Consider the following 25,149-nt stretch of genomic DNA (forward strand, 5'->3'; position numbering starts at 1 on the left):
GGAGACTACCCCATGGGCAAAACACTGGTTGTCGGCGCGGGCGGCGTATCCCACGCCGCCGTGCACAAGATGGCGATGAATTCGGACATCTTCACCGAAATCACTCTGGCCAGTCGCACGAAATCGAAATGCGACGCCATCGCCAAAGCGGTGAAGGACCGTGTAGGTGTAGACATCGCGACGGCCGAACTGGACGCCTATAAGGTCGAGGATACAGTCAAGCTGATCAAGGAAACCAGTGCCGAAATCCTCGTGAATCTCGCCTTGCCCTATCAGGATCTAGTACTGATGGACGCTTGCCTTGAGGCGGGTATTCACTATCTCGACACAGCGAATTATGAGCCCGAAGATGAGGCCAAGTTCGAATACCACTGGCAGTGGGCCTATCAGGAACGATTCAAAGAGGCTGGCCTGACCGCCATCCTCGGCTCGGGCTTCGATCCGGGCGTGACCAGCGTATTCGCCAAATGGCTGAAGAAACACAAGTTGGACACGATCCGCCAGATCGACGTGCTGGATGCAAATGGCGGCACCAACGATCAGGAATTCGCCACCAACTTCAACCCGGAAATCAACCTGCGCGAAGTCCTGGCCGAGGTGCGTCACTGGGAAAACAGAGAATGGAAACACTCGCCCGCCATGACCCACAAGGTCGAATTCGACTTTCCCGCAATCGGCCCCAAGAACATGTACCTGATGTATCACGAGGAACTGGAGTCGCTCTCGACCCATTTCCCCGAGATCGAGCGCGCCCGGTTCTGGATGACCTTCGGCGACGCCTATATCACCCACGCCAAAGTGCTGGAAAACGTCGGCATGACCCGTATTGACCCGGTAGTGCATGACGGCAAGGAAATCATCCCGATCCAGTTCCTGAAAACTCTGCTGCCCGATCCGGGCGATTTGGGCGCGGAAACCAAGGGCAAGGCCTGTATCGGGGACATCGCCACAGGTCAGGCCAAGGACGGCTCGGGCGAGAAAACCTATTATATCTACAACATCTGCGATCACGAGGAATGCTACCGCGAAGTCGGCAGCCAGGCCGTCAGCTACACCACCGGCGTCCCCGCCATGATCGGAGCGGCACAGGTGCTGAAAGGCAACTGGCGAGAGCCCGGCGTGTGGAACATGGAACAGCTGGACCCCGATGATTTCATGGACATGCTGAACACCCACGGCCTGCCTTGGCAGGTTCACGAACTCGACGGCCCTGTCGAATTCTGAACCCTCGGGGCAGTCAGCGCGGCCGCCCTGCTTCATCTGGCCCAAAATATCCCGGGGGTTCGGGGGCAGCGCCCCCGGCCTCTCCAATTCAGGAGACGCCGATTTTGTCCGACATGATGACCACACAGGCCGGCGACGCCGGAGCCTTCCGCAGTTTCGACCTCAATCGCGTGCCCACGCCTTGCTTCGTGGTCGATGAAAAGGCCGTGGAGAAGAACCTACATATCCTGTCCGATGTCGGAAGCCGCTCCGGCGCGCATGTGCTGAGCGCACTCAAAGCGTTTTCAATGTTCTCTCTGGCACCGCTGATCCGGCAGCACCTTGGCGGCACATGTGCCAGCGGTATCTACGAGGCCCGGCTGGGCCGCGAGAAGTATGGCGGCGAAGTCGCGACCTTCTGCGCGGGTTACAAGGACGCCGACATTGACGAAATCCTCGCGCTCTCGGATCACATCATCTTCAACAGCCCCGCGCAGAAAGACCGCTTTCTTGCCAAGGCACAGGCCGCGGGGCGGCAGGTCGGGCTGCGCATCAACCCCGAACACTCCGAAGGCGAGGTCGCGAAATATGATCCCTGCGCCCCCTGTTCGCGCCTCGGCACCCCGGTCAGCCAACTGGACGCCGCTGCTCTGGAAGGTGTGGACGGGCTGCACATGCACACGCTCTGCGAACAGGGGTTCGAACCGCTGGCGCGCACCTGGGCGGCCGTCGAACGGACGCTGGCGCCATTCCTGAACGGCCTGATATGGCTGAACTTCGGCGGCGGTCACCACATTACGCGCGACGACTATGACCGCGACGGGCTGGTGGAGTTCATCAAACACATCCGCGCCAAGTATGGCGTCGAGGTCTATCTGGAACCCGGTGAGGCCGTGGCGCTCGACGCGGGCATTCTGGTCGGAGAAATCCTTGACCTGCCCACCAACGGCATGACTCTTGCGATCACTGACATCTCGGCCACATGCCACATGCCCGACGTGATCGAAGCCCCGTATCGACCGGCCCTGATGGACGAGGCCGAAGCAGGCCATACATACCGCCTGGGCGGCCCGTCTTGCCTGGCAGGAGACGTAATTGGCGATTATACATGGGACAAGCCGCTGGAGATTGGCCAGCGCTTTGCCTTTCTGGATCAGGCGCATTACTCGATGGTCAAGACCAACACGTTCAACGGCGTGCCGCTGCCCACGATCGCCTTGTGGAACAGCGAAACGGACGAGCTAAGGATCATCAAGCAGTTCGGCTACGACGACTTTAAGGACAGACTTTCATGAGCATTTTCCTCGACAGTGAACTGACCGACTCCGAACGCAGCGAAGACGCCCGGTTCCGCGTGATCCCGGTGCCGTTGGAACGCACGGTCTCCTACGGCTCGGGCACGGCAGACGGCCCTGCCGCGATCATCGAGGCCAGCAATGAACTCGAACGCATAACCGGCCACGCTGAGCCTTGTGTCGAAGGCATCTTTACCGAAGCCCCGCTGGATTGCGACGGCCCGCTGCCGGATGTCATGGAGCGTCTTGCCCGGCGCACCGAGGCCGCCGTCCGCACCGGCAAGGTGCCGGTGACGCTGGGTGGTGAGCACTCGCTCAGCTATGGTGCGGTCATGGGTGTGGCACGCGCGCTGGAACAGCCCGTCGGTGTCGTGCAGATCGACGCGCATGCCGACCTGCGCAACGCATATCAGGGCGAAAAACACTCTCATGCTTCGGTCATGCATCTGCTGGCCGAGGAAGGTATCCCACTGGCCCAGTTCGGCGTGCGCGCCTTTTCCACCGAGGAAGCAAAAAGCCGTCTGAAAAACCACGTCTTCCATGTCGATGCCGAGGAACTGGTGACGGGTCACATCCACTCGGTTGATCTGCCTGCGAACTTCCCCGAACTGGTCTATGTCAGCTTTGACGTTGATGGGCTGGACCCGGCGCAGATGCCCGCCACAGGCACACCTGTTCCCGGGGGGCTGAGCTATTATCAGGCGCTTCGTCTGGTGGAACATGCATTGAAGGGCCGCAAATGCGTCGGCTTCGATGTGGTTGAACTGGCACCCAACGGCAATGCCGCCTGGGATTTCACCGCAGCACAGATCGTCTATCGACTGATGGCAAGCTGCTGACAGGCAGATTTGCCGGACTGGCCCGCCTGATCCGGTACTTAGTCGGTTTTGCCGTCATCGACGGTTTCGTTCAACTCCATATGGCCTTCGCTCCTGTTCAGGACGCGGCGCAGCATGGGCTCAAAGAACTCCAGCGGCTTGGTCGGATAGTCCGGGTCGAACGCCTTCTGATCGTATTCATGGCAGAAATAGCGACACTCTTCCCAATAAGGGCTGTCGCGATACTTGTCGCGCGCGTTGCGGTCGCCACCCAGGTGGTGGTTGTAGTAGTACCCCTGAAACACACAATGATGCTTGAGAATCCAATACGTCTTTTCGCTGACGTAAGGCTTCATCATCGCCGCTGACAGCTCTCCGTGATTGTAGGGCGACAGGATATCACCGGTATCGTGGATCAGCGCCGCCACCACCAGTTCCTCATCCGCACCGTCCTCATAAGCACGTGTCGCGGCTTGCAAGCTGTGCTGGTAGCGGTTGACCGGATAGGGCGTCCATTCTTCGTCCAACGAGCGGATGGCATCAAGGATGCGGTCTGGCAGGGCCGCATTATACGCCTCTTCATACTCCATCACGGCGTCCCAGTCGGCCTTGGTGGCTGTTTCGAAACTGGTCCAGGTGGGTTTGTGGCTTTTGTCCAGCATGGCTTATCCTTTGGCATGTGTCCTGAGCGGAAGGGTAGTTCGAAACCAGCCTTCAAAAAAATGAATTGATTTTATCGCTATGATCAAAAAATACTTTCAGTATGCAAACCAAGGCTCTGGAAACCTTTCTCTGCGTGGCCGAAGCCGGTGGCTTTCATGCCGCCGCCCGCAAGTTGAATGTGACGCAGACTGCCGTCAGCGCGCGCATTCGCCTGATCGAGGAGGAAACCGGCAGGGCGCTGTTCACGCGCGGTGCCGGAGGAACGGCGCTGACCGAGTTCGGCCGGCAGTTCAAACCCTATGCAGAACAGATGTTGTCCCTTTGGGGCTTTGCATCGCGCGACCTGCCGGTACAGACACAGAACCGCCCGGCGCTGCGGTTGGGCGGCCAGCTCAGCATTTGGGATCTGTTGCTGGTGGACCTGGCGGTTCGGTTTGAACAGCGCTTTGGCAAATTGCTGTTGACGCTGAACTACGACCACGACCTGAACATGGTAGAAGCGGTGGCAACCCATGTGCTGGACGCGGCGATCACACATGAAAAGCCATCCGACCGGCGCGTCACGTGGTACGAGCTGGAACCAGAGCTCTTGTCCCTGGTCCGGACGCCAAAGGCTGACGGCACGGACGATGACCTGATCTTCGTCAACCTCGAACTGGGCGAGGTCTATCAGGATCATGTAAGATCGGCTGCGCGACGGGCGTCAGGTCAGACCGTATTTCTTGGCAATTGCATGATGGCGCTGCGATATGTCCTGCAGCGGGGCGGAAACGGCTATTTCCCCGATTACGTCATTTCCGAGCATCTTGCCTCGGGTGCTCTGGAGCGGGTCGAGGACAGTGTCAGCTTGCCCCTGCCCGTGTATCTGGTCGTCCGCGGTGATCGCGAGGAATTTGACGACATTTGCAGCTGTTTGGTAGATCTTCGCAGCTAGAACTCAGGCCGGTGTCGGCATGATCTGGGGCTCTCGCCGCCGTTTTCGCATAAGCGGCCTACCGGCAACAAGCAGGAAGAGGCCCGAGATAAGCACCCCTATGATTGCGGGAAGGTAAAGCATAAACCAAAGCTCCGGGTCATCGATCACCATCGGGGAAACAAACCCGCGAACACCTTCAAGCAGCACAAGGATGGTGAAGGCGCCCAATATCTGCGGCCACAATCCAAACCGGGAAAAACTGCCCAGCATCAGGGTGGAATACCCGGCCAGGGCCACGGCAATGCAGATCGCGATCCACGAGAACCGCTGATGCAGTTCCTCGATCAGCTTTCCAGAGCCGAACCCTTCCGTCGCTGAAATCTCTTCTCGGTTGCGGATCAGATCGGTGGTTGGAATAGCTTCAAGACTGCGACGGGTCATCGGGCTTGTATTCGTCAGTTCCGAGATATCGTAGGAGGCGTCCTGAAACAGGGTGGATGACAAGACCTTGCCCTCTCGGTTCATACGCAACGCAACTCCGTCAACCATCACAAGATGGATGCCGCTGTCGTTGTTGACCAGATAGGCCGTTACGCTTGAATAACTGATTGCGTTTTCAGGATCGCGACGGTCAGACACGAACACTTCATGGAGTGTACCGTCCAGATCGATACTGCCAATGTAAACCGTGACGCCTTCGGCGGGATGCAGAAACTCGCCTTCGTTCAGAAGCTGGGCCGTCACATCTCCGGCCACTTCAGCCTGCCGGATTTCCAGCTGTTCCACCGAGGCCGGGCGCAAGAACACGCTGATGATCGCCATCATCACCCCGGCAATCACACCGAACAGCAGTACCGCCCGGGCAAGCCGCCAGGGGCTGGATCCGGTGGCCAGCATAACCGTCAGCTCACTTTCGCGGCTCAGACGGTTTGTGGCATAGACGGCGGCAGCAAACACCGCCATGGGCATGACCGTGCGGATCAGGGTCGGTAAAGTCAGCGCGGTGAATTCCAGAAAAACCATCGCCGACTGACCGCCGCTGATGACCCTGTCAAACAGGCTGACAGACCGGGTGATCCAGAACACACCGACCAGCACCAGGGTGAAAAAGCCAAACAGAATCAGCAATTGCCGCAGGAAGTATCCATCAAAACGCGACATGGGGCCTCGTGCGTGTGTTCGTTTGCAGCCGACACTAGGGCATTAATCCGGCAGAGGAAACAGGCATTGGACGACAGGATGACCCTGCGCGTGCTCTTCGCGCAAACCCGTATTCACCCAACGCCGCTGATTTGCCCCAGGAAGAGGTCAAGAGCCAACGCTTTGCGAAAACGGCAGTTCGTGGCACTGTTCCAGGATTGATCAGAATGGAGTTTCCTGAATGGCACTGTTTTTTTCCCGCCGCACCTACAACGCCCAGAAAAAGAAATTCACATTAAAGCCGGCGGCAAGGACCAGATATGTTCACATCACCCAGCAAAGCCCGGGTGGAAAAATTCGCAAGGGCAGCATCGTCAAGCAGGCGAAATGGTTGGATCTCGTGCGTCAGGAAGGTGGAGATTCGGCCGTCCTGATCTATGTTCACGGGTTCAACACCAGCCAGAAGGACATGCTGGACCGGCTGGGGAAAATCGAAGGCAACCTCAGGGCCAACGGGTATCAGGGAGCCGTCGTTGCCTTTGACTGGCCCAGTGACGGATCGGTGCACACCTATGACTCGGACCGGTCCGATGCCAAGGCGGTGGCCCCGCATCTGGTGGGGGATGGGCTATTGCCGTTGTTGGGAATGTCCCCGCGCCCCAAGATTCACCTGATCGCGCATTCCATGGGTGCGCTGGTCATACTTCGCGCTTTCTCGGACTTCGGGGATTCGGCTGGGCCAGGCAACAAGATATGGTCGGCGGATCAGGTCATGTTCGCGTCGGGTGATATCGATTCAGAGTGGCTGGAAAAGGGCGCATGGGGCGATCTGGTTCTGAAAAAACGCTGCAAGCGATTCACCAATTACTACAGCCGAAAAGACAAGGTTCTGGCCCTGGCCGGAGGGATTGTTCATGGCGGGCGGCAGCGGGCGGGCCGCGTTGGGATGCCAAAGCTGACCTCGAAAGGTCATTGGGACATCTATTGTGATGAACAATACAAACGGGACGTGCCGAAAAATCAGCGCAAGATGATGAAGTCGCATCGCTGGTGGTTCGACAGTGACGGTTTTTACAAAGACCTTGCACTGACGATCGACGGCCAACCGGCAAAAACAATGCCGACCCGGCACAAGACAAATATAGGGGATCTGGCGCTATTGGTTTGACGGAGGGGTCGCCCGACGCTCTGACCCTGATTCAAGGTGTGATTGGACGGGTTTTGTTCGAATACAGACCTAGTGCATTTGATTTGCGCATTCTGACAACAATCGGCCGCGTTCATTCGTTTGGAACCGCCTTTTTTCTTGAACTGTTTTTGCGCCCTGCCAGAAACAGAAAGGGCGCGCTCAACCACAAGCGCGCCCTAGTCATAGGGAAGAAACTGAAAACATGCGTTCTGAACCGAACCTGAACGCCAACTCTTTAACACCCTCAATTAACCAGATTTCCCAACACTGGTCAGTGACGCTGTTCACACTGCGGACTTTTTTTGTTGCTGGCATACGGGGGTTGGCAAAACTGCACCTCGCGTCAGACTGACGACGCGCGTCCTGATTGCCGGTTCGCCCCAACTGCACTCAAAAATTGCGCAAGCGCGAACCGCGCCAAACACGATTGCCGATTAGGTTTTTGATTTGGATGGCAGGGGCAGCAGGGTTCGAACCCGCGACCTACGGTTTTGGAGACCGTCGCTCTACCAACTGAGCTATACCCCTGTAGTGCGCCCCAGATATGACAGCCGCGCGGCGGACTCAAGAGGCTTTTTCGGATTCCACACCACTATCTGAACCGACAAACAAGTTGCGCAAAATGTGCAGTGCGCTAAGACAAGGTCCGGTCAGCAAAAGGAACCCCGCGTGAACCTCCGCAAGAAGATCGCAGACAGCGAAGCCGTGCTGAACTGGGTGGCCCGACGGATTGCCACTTACATTCGATTGGTCAACCGCAACACACGCTGGCAGCGCATAGGGTATGAAGAACTGGACCAGTTGGCCGAACAAGGTGAGCCGGTCATCGTTGTGCTCTGGCACCAGCGGCTGGCGCAATCGCCCTATTTCTTTCCGCTGGACAAGGCGCGTATCTGTTCGATCACCTCCTCTGCCCGGGCGGGCAGTATGGTGGGCAGGGTACAAAAGCTGTTTGGCATGGATACGATTGCCATGGCCAGCAAGACACGCCACGTCGCCTTATCACGCCAGGTTCTGGGCAAGATGAAGCAGGGTATCTCAATTGGGATCGCGGCAGACGGCCCGCGTGGGCCAGAACGGGTTCTGTCGACGGTTCCGTTGGTATGGGCGCGCACCTCGGGCATCCGTGTATTCGGTATCACCTATTCAACAAAACATGGTCGCGAAGCGGGAACCTGGGATCACCTTCTGATGCCCCGCCCCTGGCGCAATGAGGGCGTGTTTCTGTGTCGGGAATGGACTGAAACAGTGCCCCGCAAGGCAAGCGAAGAGGAAATCGAGACCCTGCGCCTGAGCCTTGAGCAGCACATGAACGACATCACGGCAGAGGCTGACCGGATGGTCGGACGCGAGCCCTGGTCGCCTGACGCCTAACCGCCCCTGAGACGTTGCATCAGATAGACTTCGCTGCCTTCGGGAATCGGCTCGGTAAGCCCGGTGGCAATGACGCGCCCGTCGATCGCGATGGAGACACCCGCATCAATGGGGGCCTGCAACTGCGGGTGGGCCCGGACCAAAGCCCGTAAAAGCTCTCCGGTGGTCTTGGCCTCGACCTTAACCACTTGCTGGCCCCCGGTCAGTGACCGGAGGCCGGACCAGAGGTGGACCTCAACCATTGTCCTTGAGCGCCGCAAGGATGCGCGGCGGAGACATCGGCAGTTGCGTCATCCGAACACCTGCCGCGTTGGACACTGCATTGGCGATGGCGGCCAGGGGCGGTACGATGCCCGTCTCGCCCACGCCGCGCACCCCAAACGGGTGGCCGGGGTTGGGCACTTCAACGATCACCGTGTCGATCATCGGCAGGTCGCTGGCAACAGGAATCCGGTAATCGAGGAATATCGAGTTCTGCAACCGACCATCCTCGCCATAGATATATTCCTCGTTCAGCGCCCAGCCGATGCCCTGCGCGGCGCCGCCTTGGAACTGGCCTTCCACATAGGTCGGGTGGATCGCCTTGCCGGCATCCTGAATGACCGTATAGCGGGTGATCGATGTCTTGCCGGTTTCCGGATCGACCTCGGCATCGACGATATGGGTGCCAAAGGATACGCCCGCGCCTTCGGGGGTAGCTTCGAAATGGCCCGAAATCGGGCCTCCGGTGGATCCCATATCCGCTGTGATATCGGCCAGCGGCAGCGGGTCGAAATCGCCGGCATTAGGCCCCGAGGGCACCGCGCAGCCGTCTTCCCATTTCACCGCATCGACCGGGATGCCCCACTTGGCCGCCGCACGTTCGCACAGTTTCTCGACCGCGTGTCTTGCGGCCTTGATCGTGGCGAGGCCCGACGCGTAAGTCACACGCGAACCATGGCTCACGTCGTTGTAGCCCAGTGTCGCCGTGTCGGCTATGGTCACGCGGATGTTTTCATACGGAACGCCCAGAACCTCGGCCGCCATCAGGGCCATGGACGCGCGCGACCCGCCGATGTCGGGTGTTCCGACCATCAACTGTGCTGAGCCATCCTCGGACAATGCCAGTGAAACGCTGGTCTCGCCGCCGTGATTGAACCAGAAGCCGCAGGAAACCCCGCGCCCCTGCCCCGGCTTCAGCGGGGCCGAGTAATGGGGATGCGCTTTGGCAGCCTCAAGGGTTTCGACCAGACCGATGCGCTCGTAGGTCGGGCCATAGCTGGCCTTCGTGCCTTCATGCGCGGCGTTTTTCAGGCGCACATCGATAGGATCGAGGCCCAGCTTGTTGCAGAGCTCATCAATGACGGACTCAACTGCGAAGGCACCCATGGGTGCGCCCGGCGCCCGGTAGGCGGCCTGTTTCGGACGGTTCGACATCACATCGTAACCGATCTGCTTGACGTTGGTCAGGTTGTAGGGCGCAAAGGCACACATGGCCGTCATGTCGCCCGGGGCGCCGGGGAAGGCCCCACCTTGCAGGCGGAAGACACCCTGCGCCGCCGAGATCGTGCCGTCTTTCTTCATGCCGATCTTCACGTCCATTGACGCCGAAGAGGTCGGCCCGGTGGCACGGAAAACCTCGGACCTGGTCATCACGATCTTGACCGGACGGTTGGCCTTGCGGCTGAGCGCCAGCGCGACGGGTTCGATGAAGACCGTGGTCTTGCCACCAAAACCGCCGCCGATTTCAGACGCCGTGACGCGCAACTGAGAGGTTTCGATTCCCAGCAGCGCCGCACAGGTTTTTTGCGCTATCCAGTGACCTTGGGTTGTGCACCACAACTCGCCCTTGCCGTCATTGCCCAGCATGCCCAGGCAGGCATGCGGTTCGATATAGCCCTGATGGGTCGCCTCGGTGACAAAACTGTCTTCGACAACCAGATCGGCCTCGGCAAAGCCCGCCTCGACGTCACCGTGACCGCTTTCGTGATAACGCACGACATTCGGGTGCATCCCTTCTGGCACCGAATAGTCCGCTGCGCCTTGCCGGATCACCGGCGCATCCGGAGCCATCGCTTTGTCCACATCGGTGACGTGCGGCAGCACCTCGTATTCGACCTCGATCAGTTTCAGCGCATCACGTGCCGCCAAGGCAGATGTGGCCGCGACCGCAGCAACCGCGTGCCCGTCATAAAGCGCCTTTTCACCCGCCATGACGTTTTCCAGCACGTTCCAGAATTCGCCTTCGAGTCCGGGCTTGAACGGGACATTGGCGAAATCGGCGCGGGTCACGACGGCTTTGACATCCTTCGATGCCTCAGCTTTCGAGGTATCAATTCTGACGATCCGGGCATGGGCATGGGGTGAGCGCAGGATGGCGCCGTGCAACATGCCGGGGGCCGAGATATCCGCGCCGAACTTGGCCCGGCCTGTCACCTTGTCCAGACCGTCAGGGCGATTGGGGCGGGTGCCAACGAAAGTGAAATCAGTTTTGCGATCGTCCAGAGCCATTATGACGCCTCCCGCATCTCAGCCGCCGTGTCCATCACGGCGCGAATGATCTTGTCATAGCCGGTGCAGCGGCACAGGTTGCCCGCCAGCCAATAGCGCGTTTCTTCCTCGGTCGGATTGGGGTTCTTCTCCAACAGAGACTTCGCCGCCACCAGAATGCCCGGGGTACAGATGCCGCATTGAAGCGCGGCATATTCGATCATCTTCTTCTGCAACGGGTGCAGGACGTCACCATCCGCAATCCCTTCGACGGTCTCGATCTGCTTACCTTCGGCCTCGACACCCAGCATCAGGCACGAGCACACCAGACGGCCATCGACGGTGACCGAGCACGCGCCGCAATCACCGGTGCCGCAGCCCTCTTTGGCGCCGGTCAGGTTCAGCTTGTCGCGCAGACAGTCCAGCAGGGTTTCGCGCGGGTCACAGAGGTATTCAACCGCGTCTCCGTTCACGGTGGTGGATACGTGGAGCTTGCTCATGCGTTTTCTCCCTTCGCGCGGGCATAGGCGATTTTCGCGGCGCGCCTGGCCAGAACGCCGGCGACTTCGGTGCGGAATGCGATCGTACCGCGTTTGTCATCAATCGGATTGCAGGCGGCCGACGCGGCCGCGGCCAGTGCGTCAAGGGCGGCATCGTCCAAAGTGCTGCCGATAATCGCGTTGGCACAGTCTTCAACCAACAGAACGGTCGGTGCCACGGCACCCAGCGACACGCGCGCCTCGGTGATGACGTCACCGTCCAGACGGAGGTTCACACCAACGCCCACGACCGCAATGTCCATTTCGGTACGGGGGATGAAACGCAGATAGGCATCGCCCCCATTTTCACCACGGGTAGGAATGTTGATGGCCGAGATCAGTTCGCCTTTCGCCAGCGAGGTCTTGCCGGGCCCGGTCGGGATGTCCTCAACTGCAACGTCACGCGTGCCATCGGGGCCGGTTACGGTGACGGTCACGCCTGCCGCCACCATGGCGGGCACGGAATCAGCCGCAGGGGAGCCGTTGCACAGGTTGCCGGCCAGCGTCGCGCGGCCCTGAACCTGAGTTGAACCGATCAGGTCCATCGCCTCGACGACACCGGGCCAGTCGCGGCCAAGCTCGGTGTGCTCGCTCATCTCGGCGCCGGTTGCGGCAACACCCAGCGTCCAGCCACCGTCGGCATTGCGGGTAATGTCGTGTACACCGTTGATTTTCTTGATGTCGATCAGCGTATCGGGCGTCACGAGTTCCGAGCGCAGCTGCACCAGTACATCCGTACCGCCCGCCAGAAAACGTGTGATGCCCGTCGCGTTCGCGGCCAGAGCCGAAGCTTCGGCAAAGCTGGCGGGGCTGTGATAATCCATGAAGCTACCTCGTACCTGTTGGTCAGGAATATCTGGGTTCGCGGCGACGTTAATTCACCCCTCGTCCGGCGTCCATGGGCCGAGCGACCAAAATTCAACTTCCAAATGTCGCTTTTGGACAGGGTTCAGAGATCGATTTCGATCACCCCATCAGGTTCCGCCGCGCGGCTTTGGCACAGGATCATGGCCCCTTCGCGCTGTTTCCGGGACAAAACGAAGTCCCGATGCTCGACCTCGCCCGAAATGACACCGCATTTACATACGCCGCAGATGCCGTCAGCACATTTCACATCCACATGAAAACCGGATTCGTTCAGAACCTGAGCCGCGTCCTTGTCTGCGGGCACAGGCAGTATCCGGCCCGAACGCGCAAGCTTGAGTTCAAACGCGTGGTTTTCATATTCAGGCGCTTCAGGAACCGAGAAGTATTCCAGATGACGCGCGTCTTCGGGAAAGCCTTGCTGCTCTGCCGCCTGAATCACACCGTTCATGTAACGATCCGGCCCGCAGGTGTAGACATGCCATCCATCCCGGTAGCCGGACAGAATCACATTCAGATCAGCGCGGGTGCCTTCGTCCGAGAAATGGAAATGAACGCGATCTGCCCAAGGCATAGCGGCCAGATCATCCAGATACCCCGCCCCGTCCCGTGTGCTGGCCGAATAGTGTAACTCGAACTCGCGGCCCAGCGCATGCAGGCGATGGGCAAAGGCGATCATCGGGGTGATGCCGATACCGCCGCCCATGAGGAATGTTCTGATTGCCGTTTCATCCAATTCAAAGTGGTTGATCGGTTTGGAAACGAAAACCTTTCGACCCTCGGTGAAGATGCGATGCAGCAGCGCGGATCCGCCACGCCCGTCATCCTCGCGCAACACTCCGATCTGATAGGTCGCACGATCCGACGGGTCGCCGGACATGGAGTATTGCCGCAGAAATTCCGGCGCGACCAGGACGTCCAGATGTGCGCCCGCTGTCCATCCCGGCAGGGGCGCACCGTCCAGCGATGTGAATTCGTATTTCGTGACATCCGCCGTCATCTTGTCGACCTTGGTCACGGCGACCCGCATCACAGGCGCATCACCGGCGATCTGATAGCGATGGATGATCGACATGTCCCCGCTTGCCTTGCGCGCCTTGTATTCGTCGGCCGTCACCATGGCCTCATAGGCTGCGATCCCGGCCTCTCGATCCATTGCAAAGGGATAGGGCCAGGGGTGCGGGGCCAGATAAGCGGGATAGACGGCGAGAGTCTGATCCTCATATTTAAGGTCCAGATCCTTTTGCAGATCGCGCCGGTTCAACGGGTGCGTCGTGGGGCGATAGGCGCCGTCAGGCTGCAACTCGATATCCCACCACCATTTCTTGATGTTGTTCAACCCGCCATTGCCGACCGCATCGTCCAGCCTGGCCAGCGCGGGCGCGGCCGAGGGGATTTTCATCGCAGCCCAACGGAAGGGGCGCTCCTTGAAGATGCCTTCGAGGTTCCACGGGCAGGTCTTCATGCAGCGCCCGCACATCGCGCCGCCCGGCGTCGTTACACGGTATGTGGCGCATTTCTGGCTGTCGGATTTCCAAATTTCATAACCGTTGAACATCAGCTTCGGTCCGGCGGTGATTGCGCCCGAGGGACATTCGCGGGCGCATTTGTTGCAGGACTCGCAAAAGGTCTGCAGGCCGAAATCGATGGGTTTGTCATGCGCTATCGGCATGTCGGTCGTCACCACGCCTGATTTCAGGCGCGGACCCAGATAGGGGTTTAGGATTACTTCTCCGATCCGGCTGACCTCTCCCAACCCCGAGAGCAGCAACAGCGGCGGTTGCAGCACCTCGCCATCCATCACTGTATGCGCCTTGGCCCTGTAGCCCAAGTTGCGGATCTGTTGGGCGATCACACCTCCCAGCAGCGAAAACCGCAGGTAGGCGCGCATGGATTGGGCGACACTGATCCAGTCGTCACCGCTGGCACCTTCCATCGTTTCATAGCCCTGATCGATGATCATGCTGATGGCCTGATCATGAGGCGGCACGATTTCTTTGCCAGTGGCGTCATGAGAATACCACGCCCATTCCGGACAGCGGCTGAGACCCACCGCATCGACGCCCAGGAAATAGGTCGCCGCTTTGATGTTTGCCGCATTGCGTCCGGCATCGGTAGGCTTACGCAGGTCAGCGCTTTCACCGTCCTGCAACAGAACGAATGCACCCAGCGCGCGGCGCTGGGCAAAGCTGGGCGCAGCCTTGCGCACGTAGTACCCGCCTTTCGCGGCGTCCTGCAGTGACTTGCCCATGTCGCCGAACTGGGCGCGGGCGAACATGTCGGCGCGCTTGGGAACGCGGGCGACATTTTCCTCGTCGACATAGGTTGTCGGGGTCTCGACCCGTTTGAGTTTTTCGAACGGATGGGCCCCGTCCACATAGCGTCTTTTGGCATATGGGTCACGGTTGAGGGCGTTCTTGGCAAATCCCGTTCCCAACCACCATGCCGGGCCTTGAGTCCAAAACCACGACTGTTGCGCCATGGGCCTGAGCGGCCGGTCATGCGCGATGGGCATCTCGGTCGTCACGGCTGCAAGGCCAAACCTGGTGCCCAGCCACGGCGCAACCAGTTCACCGCTCTCGACCGTGGCCAGACCGGCGGCCACGGCCAGCCTGTCCAGATCGACTTCGGACGACATCACGCTGTGCGCACGGGCGTCAAAACCCAGCAGACGGATATAGTTGGCGATGACCACGGCATTCTCGGTTGCCAGCAGGCAGGCACGATGATCCTGCGCGTTGATGATCCAATCCGCACCGGGTTCGGAAGGGTCCGGATCGCGGTTATGTTCATAGAGAAAAACGATGGTTTGACAGTGGTCGTCAATCGGCTTGGGCGCGGCCTCCATACTGTCTTTCAGATCGGCCATGATGAGATCAATCCCAGAGGCCAGCGTCTTGGTCTGGCGCGTTCGCAGCGCATGGGCAAGCCGGTCGATATCGGGGTTGCGGCGTGGTTCGTCCAACAGTGCATCTGACGGCAACGGCCCGCAGCCCATCATCGACGCATCGTTGAAATATCCGAATGCCTTCAGATGGTTGGCGCGTTCCTGCGGATCTGATGGGATCTCGGATGCAATCGGGTTCACCAACCCGTCGCGGATCGCGTCCAGCATCGCCTGAAATTCGCCCATGGCGTTGACGATGCTGTCGGGCCGTTCCGGCCGGTGGAAACTCAGTTCGCCCATCAAGGGCACACGCGACAAGTCCGGCATGGTATCTTGTCGGGTCAAACGCTCCAACGGGTATCGCCCCATGTGAACGGGCCGGTTCTTGTCCGAGAAAAAGCGGATTCCCATTATGCGCCTCCTGTTGCCACCCATCCCCTACCCCGTAATGGACAGCGAAACCATTCATGCATAATCATAAGTGGTATGAAGAAAATCGATTTCACTGATCTAGACGGCAAGGTTCTGCGCACGTTTCTGACCATACTCGAGGAAAGCTCGGTTTCGAAAGCTGCGGATCGGCTGGGCGTCACGCAATCGGCCATCAGCCACACGCTGGCCAAGCTCCGGCTGGTGCTGGGCGACCCGTTGTTTGTCCGGTCCGGTCAGGGCCTTACCCCGACCGAGCGCGCCTTGTCCCTGAAGGAGCCCGCGCAAAAGGTGCTGGACGGAATGCGGGCGCTGACCGAAGGGCGGCCGTTCGACCCGCAGTCCGAACAGATCAGGATCCGCATCGCCACCAATGACATGCCGCGCGAGTTGATCTTTCCGCAGCTGCTTCGAGAAACACGTGCCGAAGGCGCAGGTCTGCGGCTGGAATTCATTCCTTCAGGCGTGCCGGACCCGGAGCTTCTGCGCAGTGACAGATGCCAGATGATGCTGACCCCGTTGCCGCCGGACGGGCCGGATATCTTTCAGAAACACCTGATGACCAGTCCGCTGGTAGTGTTCTATGACGCCACGCAGCACTCACCGCCCGACAGTTGGGGAGCCTATTGCAACTGCGATCATGTCGAGGTGCGTTTTGCCGATGGCCGCAACGCCCGCGCCGTCATGCGAGGCGTCGATCAAAGCCAGATCAGGCCAGCGGTAGTAACCCTGCCGCATTTCAACGCAATCCCGGCCTTCATACAGGGCAGCGACCTGATCTCAACCGACACGGCGCTGATGAAACAGGGCCCGCTGGCTGGGCTGGATTACGCACCACTGCCGTTCGAATGCGCGCCGGTGTCGATCTACATGGTCTGGCACCAGAGGTCGGCCAATGATCCGGCACATCGCTGGTTGCGTGCCCGGATCGAGGCAATCGCGGCATCTCTTCAGACCTGAGACAACAGCCAGTCTCGCATGATCTCGACCAGTTGCGGCTGGCGTGGCTTACGGGGCGCAACCACATAAAACCCCAGATCTTCAACCAGGACATCCGCAAGCGGCTGAACAAGACGGCCCGAGGCCACTTCTTGCGCGACAAGAGGCGCATTGGCGAGTGCTATACCCTGCCCCGAAACTGCCGCGTCGATCGCAAGACTGGTCTGGCTGAAGCTCATCATTCTGGGCTTTCCGCTCACCCCCACCCGTTCAAGGAACAAGGGCCACAATCCGTGGGTGTCGTTCAGCAATACCTGCTTCATCAAGTCAGAAGGGGTGCTGATTCCGCCCGCAACAGAAGGGCTGCATACCGGGATGAACTCGGTCGAGAACAAAGGCACCGCCTCCAGTTCCGCCGCAAACGGCGCTCGACCCTGCCTGACTGCAAGATCGACGCCATCCGATTTGAAATCCGCCAGACGCTCGCGCGCATCCACTTGAACCGAGATGTCCGGATACAGGTCCGTGAAGCTCGACAAACGCGGCACCAACCATTTCGAGGCAAAGCTGGGCGTGACCGACAACGTGATCCGGCGATCCGGAGACAGGTCTTCGACAGCCTCTTCGATCAACCTGAAGGCACGACGCAGGGGCGCGTGAAACCGCCGCCCGGATTCGGTCAGACGCAACCCACGCGGCAGGCGATCGAACAGAACCTCGTCCAATCGTGCCTCAAGCCCGCGCACCTGCTGCGCCACAGCCCCTTGTGTAACGCCAAGCTCCTCGGCGGCCAGTCGAAAGTTCAAATGACGCGCAGAAGCTTCGAAAGCACGTAAAGCGTTCAGGGGCGGAAGGGCGACCATAGTGTTGTCCTGTAGATTTTCTACAGCATAGAGCCAGCAGAACTGATTGGTCAAACCGCTCTCTGACCTCCATCCTGGGATCAACTGAAAACGGAGATGTCAGATGGAAAAAGTAGCACTTATTACAGCGGGCGGCAGTGGCATGGGTGCGGATTCCGCCCGGAGGTTGGCGGCGGGCGGGTTCAGGGTTGGCATTCTGTCTTCCTCGGGCAAGGGAGAAGCTTTGGCGAAAGAATTGGGCGGCGTTGGCATTACCGGCTCGAACCAGTCCACCGAGGATTTGCAGAAGCTTGTCGATGCGGCCATGGCCCATTGGGGGCGCGTTGACGTTCTGGTCAATTCCGCCGGTCACGGCCCCCGCGCTCCGATCCTTGAACTGACGGACGAGGATTGGCACACCGGGATGGATGTCTATTTTCTGAACGCGGTGCGCCCCACACGGCTTGTGACCCCGATCATGCAGGCGCAGGGGGGTGGATCGATCATCAACATCTCGACCTTTGCCGCGTTCGAACCGGATCCGGTTTTTCCCACCTCGGGCGTGTTCCGGGCCGGGCTGGCCGCCTTCACCAAGCTGTACGCGGACAAGTATGCCGCCGAGAATATCCGAATGAACAACGTTCTTCCGGGCTTCATTGACAGCCTGCCCGAGAAGGAAGAGTTCCGCAGCCGCATCCCAATGGGGCGCTATGGGCGAAGTTATGACGAGATCGCCTCGGTCGTCGCTTTGCTTGCCTCAGAAGGCGGCGGCTATATCACCGGACAGAATATCCGTGTGGACGGCGGTATCACCCGGTCTGTCTGAACTCAGACCCGCGCCTTTATCAGATGCGTCAGCGCCGCGCCGGATTCGAAAAAGGCGCGGCGCACGCGTGTCCAGCTTTCTCGGTATTCCGACACGGCGAGAACCGGCAGAAGCGAGAGATCATTGGTAAGAAGACTCTCGGCCATCATTCGGCCGAACACCGTGCCCGGGCCGATGCCGCGGCCCGAATACCCGTGTGCGGCCAGAGCGTTGGGGCCGATCCGCGTGATCTTCGGAATATGGTCCGACGTCATTGCGATCCGCCCGTGCCACCCGTGTTCCAACGGCTGGTCGGCCAATTGCGGATAGAGCTCGGCCAGCTTGCGCTGGACCCAACCGGAATGTGCAACCCGACCGGCATGTCCCAGATCCCCAATGCCGCCAATGATCATCCGCCCCGCCTGATCCAGTCGGAATGACGTCATGATCAGTCCGGTATCCCAGCACCCTTCTTTCTTTGGCAGGATATTGGCGCGCAAATTGTCAGTCAGCGGGGCTGTGGTGTACTGGAAATAGTAGACCGGTACAAAAGCAGGCGCGGTATCCGGCAACGCATGATGATAGGCATTTGTCGCCTGAATGACCGACTTTGCCCGAACCGTCCCGCCTGGTGTCTTCAAAACCCAGTGCCCGCCCTCATATGTCATAGTCTGCACTGGGCTGCGCATATGTATCCGTGCCCCGGCCTGCGACGCCGCGCGCACCAAACCCATCGCATAGGCCAAAGGCTGAATGGTTCCTGCCCGTGGATCGAACAAGGCACCGTGAAAGGCTTGGCTGCCGGTGCGTTCACCGGCCTGGTCTGCGGACAGCAACTCAACCGGCGCTCCTGCTTCGCTCAACTGCGCATGACGCGTTTGCAGGTTCTTCAACCCGGACGCGGAATGCGCACAATGCAGGGTTCCGTTTCGCACTGGCTCACATGCAATGTCATATTCACCGATCAGAGCAAACACATCCGACGGCGCCTTGGCCAGCAAGTCGATCAAACGGTCTCCCGGCTCTGCACCGGTACGCGCGCGGATATCGTCCGGCGGCAACCACAACCCGGCATTGACCAGACCTACATTGCGCCCTGATCCGCCAAACCCGATCTCTCGTGCCTCCAGCAGACAGACCGACGCGCCGGCGCAGGCTGCCGTCAAAGCCGCTGAACACCCGGTGTAGCCACCTCCGATGACAGCCAGATCAACCGCTGCGTCAGCGGTCAGGGGCGGTGCTGTGACTGCCTCGGTGCAAGTGCTTCGCCACAGGGTATGTTCGGGATCGTTCACGTCGGGCCTCTGAGTCTTTTCGGCGGAACATCCTACCGATACCTCCCTTTATGCAAGCCTCCATTTAGCAATGTTGCGACAACGAAACAGACTCCGCAGGCACGGGCTTTGCCCGAGCCTGCCGGGCCCAACCGGAGGAGTCATTCCGTCATAAATGACGACACCGGGCGGGAGGACCCGCGTGGTGGGCTCAGACGTCGAGCGATCGCGCGATCAGCTCTTTCATGACCTCGTTGGTGCCGCCATAAATCATCTGCACCCTGGCATCCGCGTAAAGACGCGCGATCGGGTATTCCATCATGAACCCGTAGCCGCCGAACAGTTGCAGGCATTCATGCATGATCTCATTCTGCACCTCAGAGCCCCAGTATTTGGCCATCGAGGCCGTGGCCGCGTCCAGCTCGCCCACTTCCAGTTTTCCGATACAATCATTGATGAAACTGCGCAGAACCTCGGCCTTGGTCTTGCATTCCGCCAGTTTGAACCGGGTATTCTGAAAATCCATCACCCGCTGCCCGAAGGCTTTGCGTTCCTGCACGTATTTCACTGTTTCGGCGATGGCGAAATCGATCGCGCCCAGCGCCATGATAGCGATATTCAGCCGTTCCCAGGGCAGTTGTTTCATCAGCTGATAGAAACCCTGCCCTTCTTCGGGCCCCAACAGGTTTGTCATCGGCACTTTGACATCTTCGAAAAACAACTCGGCAGTGTCATTGCCCTTCATGCCCAGTTTCTTGAGGTTCCGCCCCCGGCGAAAACCTTCACACCCGTCAGTTTCCACCACAATCAATGAGACGCCGCGTGCGCCAGCGGACTTGTCGGTCTTGGCGGCCACGATAATCAGATCCGCAGTCTGTCCGTTCGTGATGAAGATCTTTGACCCGTTCAGCCGATAGGAGTTCCCGTCCTTCTCGGCAGTCGTCCGCACGGCCTGCACGTCCGAGCCGGTGCTGGGTTCTGTCATTGCCAGCGCGCCGACCAATTCGCCCGACGCCAGTTTGGGCAACCACTTCTTCTTCTGATCTTCGCTGCCATAGGCGGTGAGATAGTGGGTCACGATCGACTGAATGCCATAGCCCCAACCCGCATCTCCTCGCGCGCCCTGCTCATAAGCCGTGATGGCGTCAAAGCCCATGCCGCCGCCGACACCGCCATATTCTTCGGGGATCGCACCCGCCATCAGCCCGGTTTCGCCGGCCTTGCGCCAGAAATCGCGATCCACAACGCCGTTTTCAACCCAGGTTTCGATATTGGGCGACAGTTCGTCATCCATGAACCGACCAGCCATATCCGCGAACATGCGGTGTTCATCGGTGACCCATGCCGCAGTCGAAGTGAAAAGTGACATTGTACGCTCTCCAATCAGTCTTTCCGGAAAGGCTAGCGCTGTGTTCGATTCACGCCAATCCTTGTGACGCGGCGTCCCTTTGAGGAACAACGCAACGTTCCTCAGCCTGCAATGTCAGAGAATCCCTTTTGACTAGCGGGGTTAAGCCAGTTCTTTGGCCAACAGGTGTTTGGCCGCATCCTTGGCGTCTTCAGCCGGATCGCAGTTCTTGAGCAGAACGGCGGATACGATTGCTCCCTCTTGCAACAGCACGATCTGACTCGCGAGTTTTCGAGGATCATGCGCGCCGGCCTGTTGGGCTATGATCGTAAAATGTTCCAGCAAAAGCTGTTTGTGCTCAGCGGCCTGCACATGGATCGGGTGATCCTTATCCTGATACTCGGCCCCGGCCTTGATGAACATGCAGCCCCGGAACCCGTCCTCTTCAAACCATTCCTTCAGGGCATCGAAGCTGACGATGATCTGTTCGGCTGGTGTTTCTGCCATCTCGTCGATGCGTTGAAAGAACCAGTTGCGGAAGTTCTCATCCCGCAGGCGCAGCGCGGCCACGATCAGGTCTTCCTTGGTGCGGAAATGCTTGTACATCGACGTCTTTGACACGCCTGTTTCCACAACCAGCTTGTCCATGCCGGTTGCGTGAAACCCGTCGCGGTAAAAGACCTTTAGGGCCTTGCTGACCAACTCATCCCGTTTGTTTGGGCGCATGATTCGGCTCCATGGTGTACCGTTCTGTACATATTATCATGAAGCGTGAAGTACAATGACCCCAAGCCAAAGCATTGTTTTAAAATAATTTTACCAGACGCCCAGTCTCATCGTGAAATTTCTACTTGCAAAAGTTTACAGATCGGTACACCTTTTTTGCGAGTTAACCGATCTGTACACCCGAGGATTTGACCGATGAAACGTCGCGCCAGCATTTTTCCACCTCAGTACGTCCCCTTCCTTCTGACCATGGCTCTTCTTGCCGCCTCACTCACCTGAAAGCATTTGCAAAATGTCCAGACCCCCACTGCCCCCGTTCACCTTCAAGACCGCCACTCAAAAAGTGCGCATGGCCGAAAATGCCTGGAACAGTCGTGACGCCGACCGCGTGACGCCTGCCTACACCGACGACAGTCAATGGCGGAATCGGGCTGAATTCCTGTCCGGCCAAACCGACATCCACGCCTTTCTGACCCGCAAATGGCGGAAAGAACTGGAATATCGCCTGATCAAGGAACTGTGGGCCTTTGCCGGAAACCGCATAGCCGTGCGCTATGCCTATGAGTGGCGCGACGACAGCGGTCAGTGGTTCAGATCCTATGGCAATGAAAACTGGGAATTCGCCGATGACGGACGCATGTCACATCGCCATGCCTCGCTCAACGATCTTCCCATTGCAGAAGATGACCGGCTGTTCCATTGGCCCCTGGGCGAACGCCCTGAAAACCACCCCGGGTTGACCGAACTGGGTCTTTGAAAGGACATTCATGCCCCGCGCTTTTGCCGAACTGACGTTTACTCCCTCTGTCCGCGCTCATCAGGAGAGGATGGGATCGGCCAGAACCTATACCAAGTTCATTGAAGGTGGTCCCCAGCAAGGCCACCTGATCGGCGGCCCCGAGAAAGAGTTCATTCAGGCACGGGACGGGTTCTATCAATCCACCGTGTCCGAGACCGGCTGGCCCTATGTGCAGTATCGGGGCGGGCTAGCAGGATTTTTGAAAGTGCTGGGGCCCCAGACTATCGGATATGCGGATTTTTCGGGCAACAAACAGTACATCTCGCGCGGAAACCTGGACGGCAACGATCGCATCGCGATGATCCTGATGGATTACGCCAACCGACGCCGTCTCAAGATCCTTGGGCGCGTCGCATTCACGGAAGGCGAAGCAGCGGCCGCTACCCTTTACCCGGAAGAGGCCGAAGCACCGGCCGAACGGGCCGCGATCATTCGCGTCGAGGCGTTGGACTGGAACTGCCCAAGCCACATCACACCGCGCTTCACCGAAGCAGAGTTGCGCCCTCATCTGAACAAGCTGGGGCAGCAGTTGGCAGACTTGCAGGCGGAAAACCAAAGGCTGAAACAAGGGCTGGCAAAGTCAGGCTGACGTTTCAGACCTCACAGAATTTCCGGATATTTAGAGAAGGGAGTGTCGCAATGGTTCGCTCGGTCTTTCACCTCTCGGCGGCTTGTCTTGCCGGTACTGCCTTGATCATACTGATCATCATGTTCGGTTTTTTCGTCTCGCCCAGCGCCGTGCGAACGTCACCGCCATCCGTGTTCAGCAAGATTTTGTTCGAACATTTGCAGCAAGAGTGATGATCGGGCGGCCTTCCGACAGGCTTCCAGCAAGCGCCCGTATCCTTTCAAGCTATTTCCATCAATTCACGCCCGGTGAGGCGCATGCTCTGAAAGACCGAATTCCTAGCTTCACCAGAGCAGCCCGATTCCAGGCATGCTCTCACCACAAGAATGGAGAGAGCACAAAAAGCCGTCAGGCCATGCTGCGCTTTTTCCGGCGACCCATCACAAACAAGCCACTGATGCCGCCAAGAAGCAGCCAGCCAGCGGCGGGCAATGGCACAGGGGCAATCGTGTATTGCCCGTACAGCGTCGCGACGTTTTGCATGTTTTCCGTTGTGCTGAAGCCGTTTGAAATAGTGCCGCCGCCGTTCTGAGAGAAGCCGAGGACTGAAAACACATAATTCTGCCCACCAAAGCTGAAGTTCTGTGAGCCCAAAGTATTGGTAATGGTCACGATGTCATCGCAAGGGGTAGAATCCGCCGGACAGTTGCTTGGGCGATTCAATGTCTCGTTGTGCGTCAGGGCAAACGACGAAGACACCAGAGGGCCACCACTGATCAGTATGTCGACAATGAGGTCGACGGTGCTCAGCGTTGTTCCCGTGATCGGGAAATTCAGATGCGAGAACTGTCCCAGAGCAAATGCCGTATCAGGCAACAGACCTGAAATCGGCGTGCCTGTTGGCGTGAAATCGTAACCGCTTGAGCTGCTGCCATTTCCCCACCGAAGAGAAATCGTTGGACCAGAGGTGCTTTCAGTAACGCCGGACGTTGGATTTACGTTTTGCCAAGAGGGCGAGATGCTGGAAATGGTCAGCGCCGAAGCACCGCTTGCAGCCATCACGCCTGCAACAGCAATCGCGGCTATGTTTCGTATGAATGTCATGTGCCCACCTTACGAATAAATACTTGTTACAAACCACTCTGTGAAAGAGCAGCACAACAAAATTGAACTTTTAGCTCATGCGCCACATTGACGCCACGTTTTCACCTCAATCAAAGCGGAGGGCGCCCAATAGAGCGCTAAATGGGATACAATCATCCAAATTGCGCCTAATGTCCGGATGCTGGAAACAGCTATTGGGAAAACCAGGGCGCCAACTCAACGATTGAACACACAGTCGCGCGTCGCGTGAGAGTTCATTCACGACCGGATCGTACCATTGCTTCGATACCGGCGGCGCAAAAGTCCACCAGACGCTCCATGCCGGACACGTCACCGCCCTGCGACAGGGCTTCGACCCGCCATCCACTGTTGAGATGGGCCAGCATCGCCGAGACCGAATAAACTTGGCCACTTGCCAAAACGGCTGGATCGACATCCGGGTAAAGCGTGGCGATCTCGGTGATGAACAGCTGGGCGGTGGGGTCGAAACACTCTGCTGCGATATCGCGCCACCTGGGGTCAACCGATACGTGGGCCACCAACCGTCCATATGCCATCCATCCAGGCCCACCCGTCTCAGCCAGGTCCACATAGGGTCGAATAAAGCTGTCCAGAATGCTGTGAAGCGTCAGCGGAGCAACAGCCCTGGCCCTGTTCAACGCGTCGACCCGAAGCTGCGCCAGTTCGTCGGCACGCCGCGCGACGGTTCTGTAAAACAATTCTTCCTTGCCACCACCATGATGGTGCACAAGACCAATCTGAACCCCCGCCAATGCCGCGATATCCCGGATCGACGCACCTTCGAATCCCCGGTCGGCAAAGACGGTTTCAGCCGCATCCATGATCCTTGCCTTGGTCTCCAAAGACCGCTTGGACGCTGCTCTTTGCCTTGGCTTTTCTATGTTTTTCAGACTCATGATTTTCACCTTGCCTTATTTTGGTCGTTCGTTCAAGTTAA

The 25,149-nt window shown here is 58.8% G+C and carries 23 protein-coding genes and 1 tRNA gene; 10 read left to right on the plus strand and 14 right to left on the minus strand.

The features are described from left to right. Nucleotides 1–12: 12 nt before the first annotated feature. The 3 genes from AC2FJB_RS12830 (at nt 13) to speB (ending at nt 3,337) form a co-directional block, all read left to right on the plus strand. A complete protein-coding gene (locus AC2FJB_RS12830; RefSeq protein ID WP_496718801.1) occupies nt 13–1,224 on the plus strand; it encodes a saccharopine dehydrogenase family protein in 1,212 nt (403 codons plus the stop codon). 104 nt (nt 1,225–1,328) lie between these two features. Further along, a complete protein-coding gene (nspC, locus tag AC2FJB_RS12835) occupies nt 1,329–2,498 on the plus strand; it encodes a carboxynorspermidine decarboxylase (RefSeq protein ID WP_496718800.1) in 1,170 nt (389 codons plus the stop codon). Further along, nucleotides 2,495–3,337 carry an agmatinase gene (speB, locus tag AC2FJB_RS12840; RefSeq protein ID WP_496718799.1) on the plus strand — a complete coding sequence of 281 codons (843 nt, stop codon included), beginning with the start codon at nt 2,495–2,497 and terminating at the stop codon, nt 3,335–3,337. Before nspC ends, speB begins: the two co-directional genes overlap by 4 nt. Before the next feature lie 38 nt (nt 3,338–3,375). On the opposite strand, the gene AC2FJB_RS12845 is transcribed toward speB, so the two are convergent. After that, nucleotides 3,376–3,978 (minus strand): HD domain-containing protein, encoded by a 603-nt coding sequence (locus AC2FJB_RS12845; RefSeq protein ID WP_496677030.1) that lies wholly within the window; start codon nt 3,976–3,978, stop codon nt 3,376–3,378. 101 nt (nt 3,979–4,079) lie between these two features. Between AC2FJB_RS12845 and AC2FJB_RS12850 the strand changes: the two genes are divergently transcribed. Continuing rightward, nucleotides 4,080–4,913, plus strand: a complete 834-nt coding sequence (locus AC2FJB_RS12850) for a LysR family transcriptional regulator (RefSeq protein WP_496718798.1) — start codon at nt 4,080–4,082, stop codon at nt 4,911–4,913. Between the two features lie 3 nt (nt 4,914–4,916). On the opposite strand, the gene lptF is transcribed toward AC2FJB_RS12850, so the two are convergent. Continuing rightward, a complete protein-coding gene (gene lptF / locus AC2FJB_RS12855; RefSeq protein ID WP_496718797.1) occupies nt 4,917–6,056 on the minus strand; it encodes an LPS export ABC transporter permease LptF in 1,140 nt (379 codons plus the stop codon). 220 nt (nt 6,057–6,276) lie between these two features. Between lptF and AC2FJB_RS12860 the strand changes: the two genes are divergently transcribed. After that, on the plus strand, nt 6,277–7,203 hold the full coding sequence (locus tag AC2FJB_RS12860; protein WP_496718796.1) for an alpha/beta fold hydrolase: 927 nt from the start codon (nt 6,277–6,279) through the stop codon (nt 7,201–7,203). A 473-nt stretch (nt 7,204–7,676) separates the two neighbouring features. Here AC2FJB_RS12860 and AC2FJB_RS12865 read toward each other — a convergent pair. Beyond that, nucleotides 7,677–7,752, minus strand: a tRNA-Trp gene (locus AC2FJB_RS12865). A 141-nt stretch (nt 7,753–7,893) separates the two neighbouring features. Between AC2FJB_RS12865 and AC2FJB_RS12870 the strand changes: the two genes are divergently transcribed. After that, the gene (locus AC2FJB_RS12870; protein ID WP_117868045.1) at nt 7,894–8,598 is read left to right on the plus strand and encodes a lysophospholipid acyltransferase family protein; all 705 of its coding nucleotides are present in this window, start codon (nt 7,894–7,896) and stop codon (nt 8,596–8,598) included. Here the strand turns inward: AC2FJB_RS12870 and AC2FJB_RS12875 are convergent. From AC2FJB_RS12875 to AC2FJB_RS12895, 5 genes are all read right to left on the minus strand, one after another. Next, entirely contained in the window at nt 8,595–8,840 is a 246-nt protein-coding gene (locus tag AC2FJB_RS12875; protein WP_117868042.1) for a MoaD/ThiS family protein, read from the minus strand. The genes AC2FJB_RS12870 and AC2FJB_RS12875 overlap by 4 nt on opposite strands. After that, nucleotides 8,833–11,088 (minus strand): xanthine dehydrogenase family protein molybdopterin-binding subunit, encoded by a 2,256-nt coding sequence (locus tag AC2FJB_RS12880; RefSeq protein ID WP_496718795.1) that lies wholly within the window; start codon nt 11,086–11,088, stop codon nt 8,833–8,835. The genes AC2FJB_RS12875 and AC2FJB_RS12880 overlap by 8 nt, the downstream gene beginning before the upstream one ends. Further along, nucleotides 11,088–11,567 (minus strand): (2Fe-2S)-binding protein, encoded by a 480-nt coding sequence (locus AC2FJB_RS12885; protein WP_117868038.1) that lies wholly within the window; start codon nt 11,565–11,567, stop codon nt 11,088–11,090. Before AC2FJB_RS12885 ends, AC2FJB_RS12880 begins: the two co-directional genes overlap by 1 nt. Beyond that, nucleotides 11,564–12,430, minus strand: a complete 867-nt coding sequence (locus AC2FJB_RS12890) for an FAD binding domain-containing protein (protein WP_496718794.1) — start codon at nt 12,428–12,430, stop codon at nt 11,564–11,566. Before AC2FJB_RS12890 ends, AC2FJB_RS12885 begins: the two co-directional genes overlap by 4 nt. 125 nt (nt 12,431–12,555) lie before the next feature. Continuing rightward, nucleotides 12,556–15,768, minus strand: a complete 3,213-nt coding sequence (locus AC2FJB_RS12895; RefSeq protein ID WP_496718793.1) for a reductive dehalogenase — start codon at nt 15,766–15,768, stop codon at nt 12,556–12,558. A gap of 75 nt (nt 15,769–15,843) precedes the next feature. On the opposite strand from AC2FJB_RS12895, the gene AC2FJB_RS12900 reads away from it, so the two are divergent. Continuing rightward, a complete protein-coding gene (locus AC2FJB_RS12900; protein ID WP_496718792.1) occupies nt 15,844–16,746 on the plus strand; it encodes a LysR family transcriptional regulator in 903 nt (300 codons plus the stop codon). Here AC2FJB_RS12900 and AC2FJB_RS12905 read toward each other — a convergent pair. After that, the gene (locus AC2FJB_RS12905) at nt 16,737–17,588 is read right to left on the minus strand and encodes a LysR substrate-binding domain-containing protein (protein WP_496718791.1); all 852 of its coding nucleotides are present in this window, start codon (nt 17,586–17,588) and stop codon (nt 16,737–16,739) included. The genes AC2FJB_RS12900 and AC2FJB_RS12905 overlap by 10 nt on opposite strands. A gap of 103 nt (nt 17,589–17,691) precedes the next feature. Here AC2FJB_RS12905 and AC2FJB_RS12910 point away from each other — a divergent pair, with 103 nt between their 5' ends. Next, nucleotides 17,692–18,393, plus strand: coding sequence for an SDR family oxidoreductase (locus tag AC2FJB_RS12910; RefSeq protein ID WP_299895275.1), 702 nt, complete (start codon nt 17,692–17,694; stop codon nt 18,391–18,393). A gap of 2 nt (nt 18,394–18,395) precedes the next feature. On the opposite strand, the gene AC2FJB_RS12915 is transcribed toward AC2FJB_RS12910, so the two are convergent. The 3 genes from AC2FJB_RS12915 to AC2FJB_RS12925 all read right to left on the minus strand — a co-directional run bounded on the left by AC2FJB_RS12915 (nt 18,396) and on the right by AC2FJB_RS12925 (nt 21,720). Further along, nucleotides 18,396–19,667, minus strand: a complete 1,272-nt coding sequence (locus AC2FJB_RS12915; RefSeq protein WP_496718789.1) for an NAD(P)/FAD-dependent oxidoreductase — start codon at nt 19,665–19,667, stop codon at nt 18,396–18,398. A 190-nt stretch (nt 19,668–19,857) separates the two neighbouring features. Beyond that, nucleotides 19,858–21,015: an acyl-CoA dehydrogenase family protein gene (locus tag AC2FJB_RS12920; protein WP_496718788.1), complete on the minus strand. Its 1,158-nt coding sequence runs from the start codon at nt 21,013–21,015 to the stop codon at nt 19,858–19,860. A gap of 141 nt (nt 21,016–21,156) precedes the next feature. Then, nucleotides 21,157–21,720, minus strand: coding sequence for a TetR/AcrR family transcriptional regulator (locus AC2FJB_RS12925; protein ID WP_496674419.1), 564 nt, complete (start codon nt 21,718–21,720; stop codon nt 21,157–21,159). 292 nt (nt 21,721–22,012) lie between these two features. Here AC2FJB_RS12925 and AC2FJB_RS12930 point away from each other — a divergent pair, with 292 nt between their 5' ends. Next, on the plus strand, nt 22,013–22,477 hold the full coding sequence (locus AC2FJB_RS12930) for a nuclear transport factor 2 family protein (protein ID WP_496718787.1): 465 nt from the start codon (nt 22,013–22,015) through the stop codon (nt 22,475–22,477). 10 nt (nt 22,478–22,487) lie between these two features. Continuing rightward, nucleotides 22,488–23,108 (plus strand): pyridoxamine 5'-phosphate oxidase family protein, encoded by a 621-nt coding sequence (locus AC2FJB_RS12935; RefSeq protein WP_496718786.1) that lies wholly within the window; start codon nt 22,488–22,490, stop codon nt 23,106–23,108. 387 nt (nt 23,109–23,495) lie between these two features. Here the strand turns inward: AC2FJB_RS12935 and AC2FJB_RS12940 are convergent, their stop codons facing one another. Beyond that, a complete protein-coding gene (locus tag AC2FJB_RS12940; RefSeq protein ID WP_496718784.1) occupies nt 23,496–24,191 on the minus strand; it encodes a THxN family PEP-CTERM protein in 696 nt (231 codons plus the stop codon). Between the two features lie 254 nt (nt 24,192–24,445). Further along, the gene (locus AC2FJB_RS12945; RefSeq protein WP_496718783.1) at nt 24,446–25,108 is read right to left on the minus strand and encodes a TetR/AcrR family transcriptional regulator; all 663 of its coding nucleotides are present in this window, start codon (nt 25,106–25,108) and stop codon (nt 24,446–24,448) included. Nucleotides 25,109–25,149 lie beyond the last annotated feature (41 nt).

The sequence above is a fragment of the Ruegeria sp. CDSC085 genome (assembly GCF_059610465.1).

Excerpts from the sequence above, each read along its gene's own strand:
- AC2FJB_RS12830 (WP_496718801.1), top strand. The coding sequence starts at position 13 with ATGGGCAAAACACTGGTTGTCGGCGCGGGCGGCGTATCCCACGCCGCC.
- speB (WP_496718799.1), top strand. The coding sequence starts at position 2,495 with ATGAGCATTTTCCTCGACAGTGAACTGACCGACTCCGAACGCAGCGAA.
- AC2FJB_RS12845 (WP_496677030.1), bottom strand. The coding sequence starts at position 3,978 with ATGCTGGACAAAAGCCACAAACCCACCTGGACCAGTTTCGAAACAGCC.
- AC2FJB_RS12850 (WP_496718798.1), top strand. The coding sequence starts at position 4,080 with ATGCAAACCAAGGCTCTGGAAACCTTTCTCTGCGTGGCCGAAGCCGGT.
- lptF (WP_496718797.1), bottom strand. The coding sequence starts at position 6,056 with ATGTCGCGTTTTGATGGATACTTCCTGCGGCAATTGCTGATTCTGTTT.
- AC2FJB_RS12860 (WP_496718796.1), top strand. The coding sequence starts at position 6,277 with ATGGCACTGTTTTTTTCCCGCCGCACCTACAACGCCCAGAAAAAGAAA.
- AC2FJB_RS12875 (WP_117868042.1), bottom strand. The coding sequence starts at position 8,840 with ATGGTTGAGGTCCACCTCTGGTCCGGCCTCCGGTCACTGACCGGGGGC.
- AC2FJB_RS12880 (WP_496718795.1), bottom strand. The coding sequence starts at position 11,088 with ATGGCTCTGGACGATCGCAAAACTGATTTCACTTTCGTTGGCACCCGC.
- AC2FJB_RS12885 (WP_117868038.1), bottom strand. The coding sequence starts at position 11,567 with ATGAGCAAGCTCCACGTATCCACCACCGTGAACGGAGACGCGGTTGAA.
- AC2FJB_RS12890 (WP_496718794.1), bottom strand. The coding sequence starts at position 12,430 with ATGGATTATCACAGCCCCGCCAGCTTTGCCGAAGCTTCGGCTCTGGCC.
- AC2FJB_RS12895 (WP_496718793.1), bottom strand. The coding sequence starts at position 15,768 with ATGGGAATCCGCTTTTTCTCGGACAAGAACCGGCCCGTTCACATGGGG.
- AC2FJB_RS12900 (WP_496718792.1), top strand. The coding sequence starts at position 15,844 with ATGAAGAAAATCGATTTCACTGATCTAGACGGCAAGGTTCTGCGCACG.
- AC2FJB_RS12905 (WP_496718791.1), bottom strand. The coding sequence starts at position 17,588 with ATGGTCGCCCTTCCGCCCCTGAACGCTTTACGTGCTTTCGAAGCTTCT.
- AC2FJB_RS12910 (WP_299895275.1), top strand. The coding sequence starts at position 17,692 with ATGGAAAAAGTAGCACTTATTACAGCGGGCGGCAGTGGCATGGGTGCG.
- AC2FJB_RS12920 (WP_496718788.1), bottom strand. The coding sequence starts at position 21,015 with ATGTCACTTTTCACTTCGACTGCGGCATGGGTCACCGATGAACACCGC.
- AC2FJB_RS12925 (WP_496674419.1), bottom strand. The coding sequence starts at position 21,720 with ATGCGCCCAAACAAACGGGATGAGTTGGTCAGCAAGGCCCTAAAGGTC.
- AC2FJB_RS12930 (WP_496718787.1), top strand. The coding sequence starts at position 22,013 with ATGTCCAGACCCCCACTGCCCCCGTTCACCTTCAAGACCGCCACTCAA.
- AC2FJB_RS12935 (WP_496718786.1), top strand. The coding sequence starts at position 22,488 with ATGCCCCGCGCTTTTGCCGAACTGACGTTTACTCCCTCTGTCCGCGCT.
- AC2FJB_RS12940 (WP_496718784.1), bottom strand. The coding sequence starts at position 24,191 with ATGACATTCATACGAAACATAGCCGCGATTGCTGTTGCAGGCGTGATG.
- AC2FJB_RS12945 (WP_496718783.1), bottom strand. The coding sequence starts at position 25,108 with ATGAGTCTGAAAAACATAGAAAAGCCAAGGCAAAGAGCAGCGTCCAAG.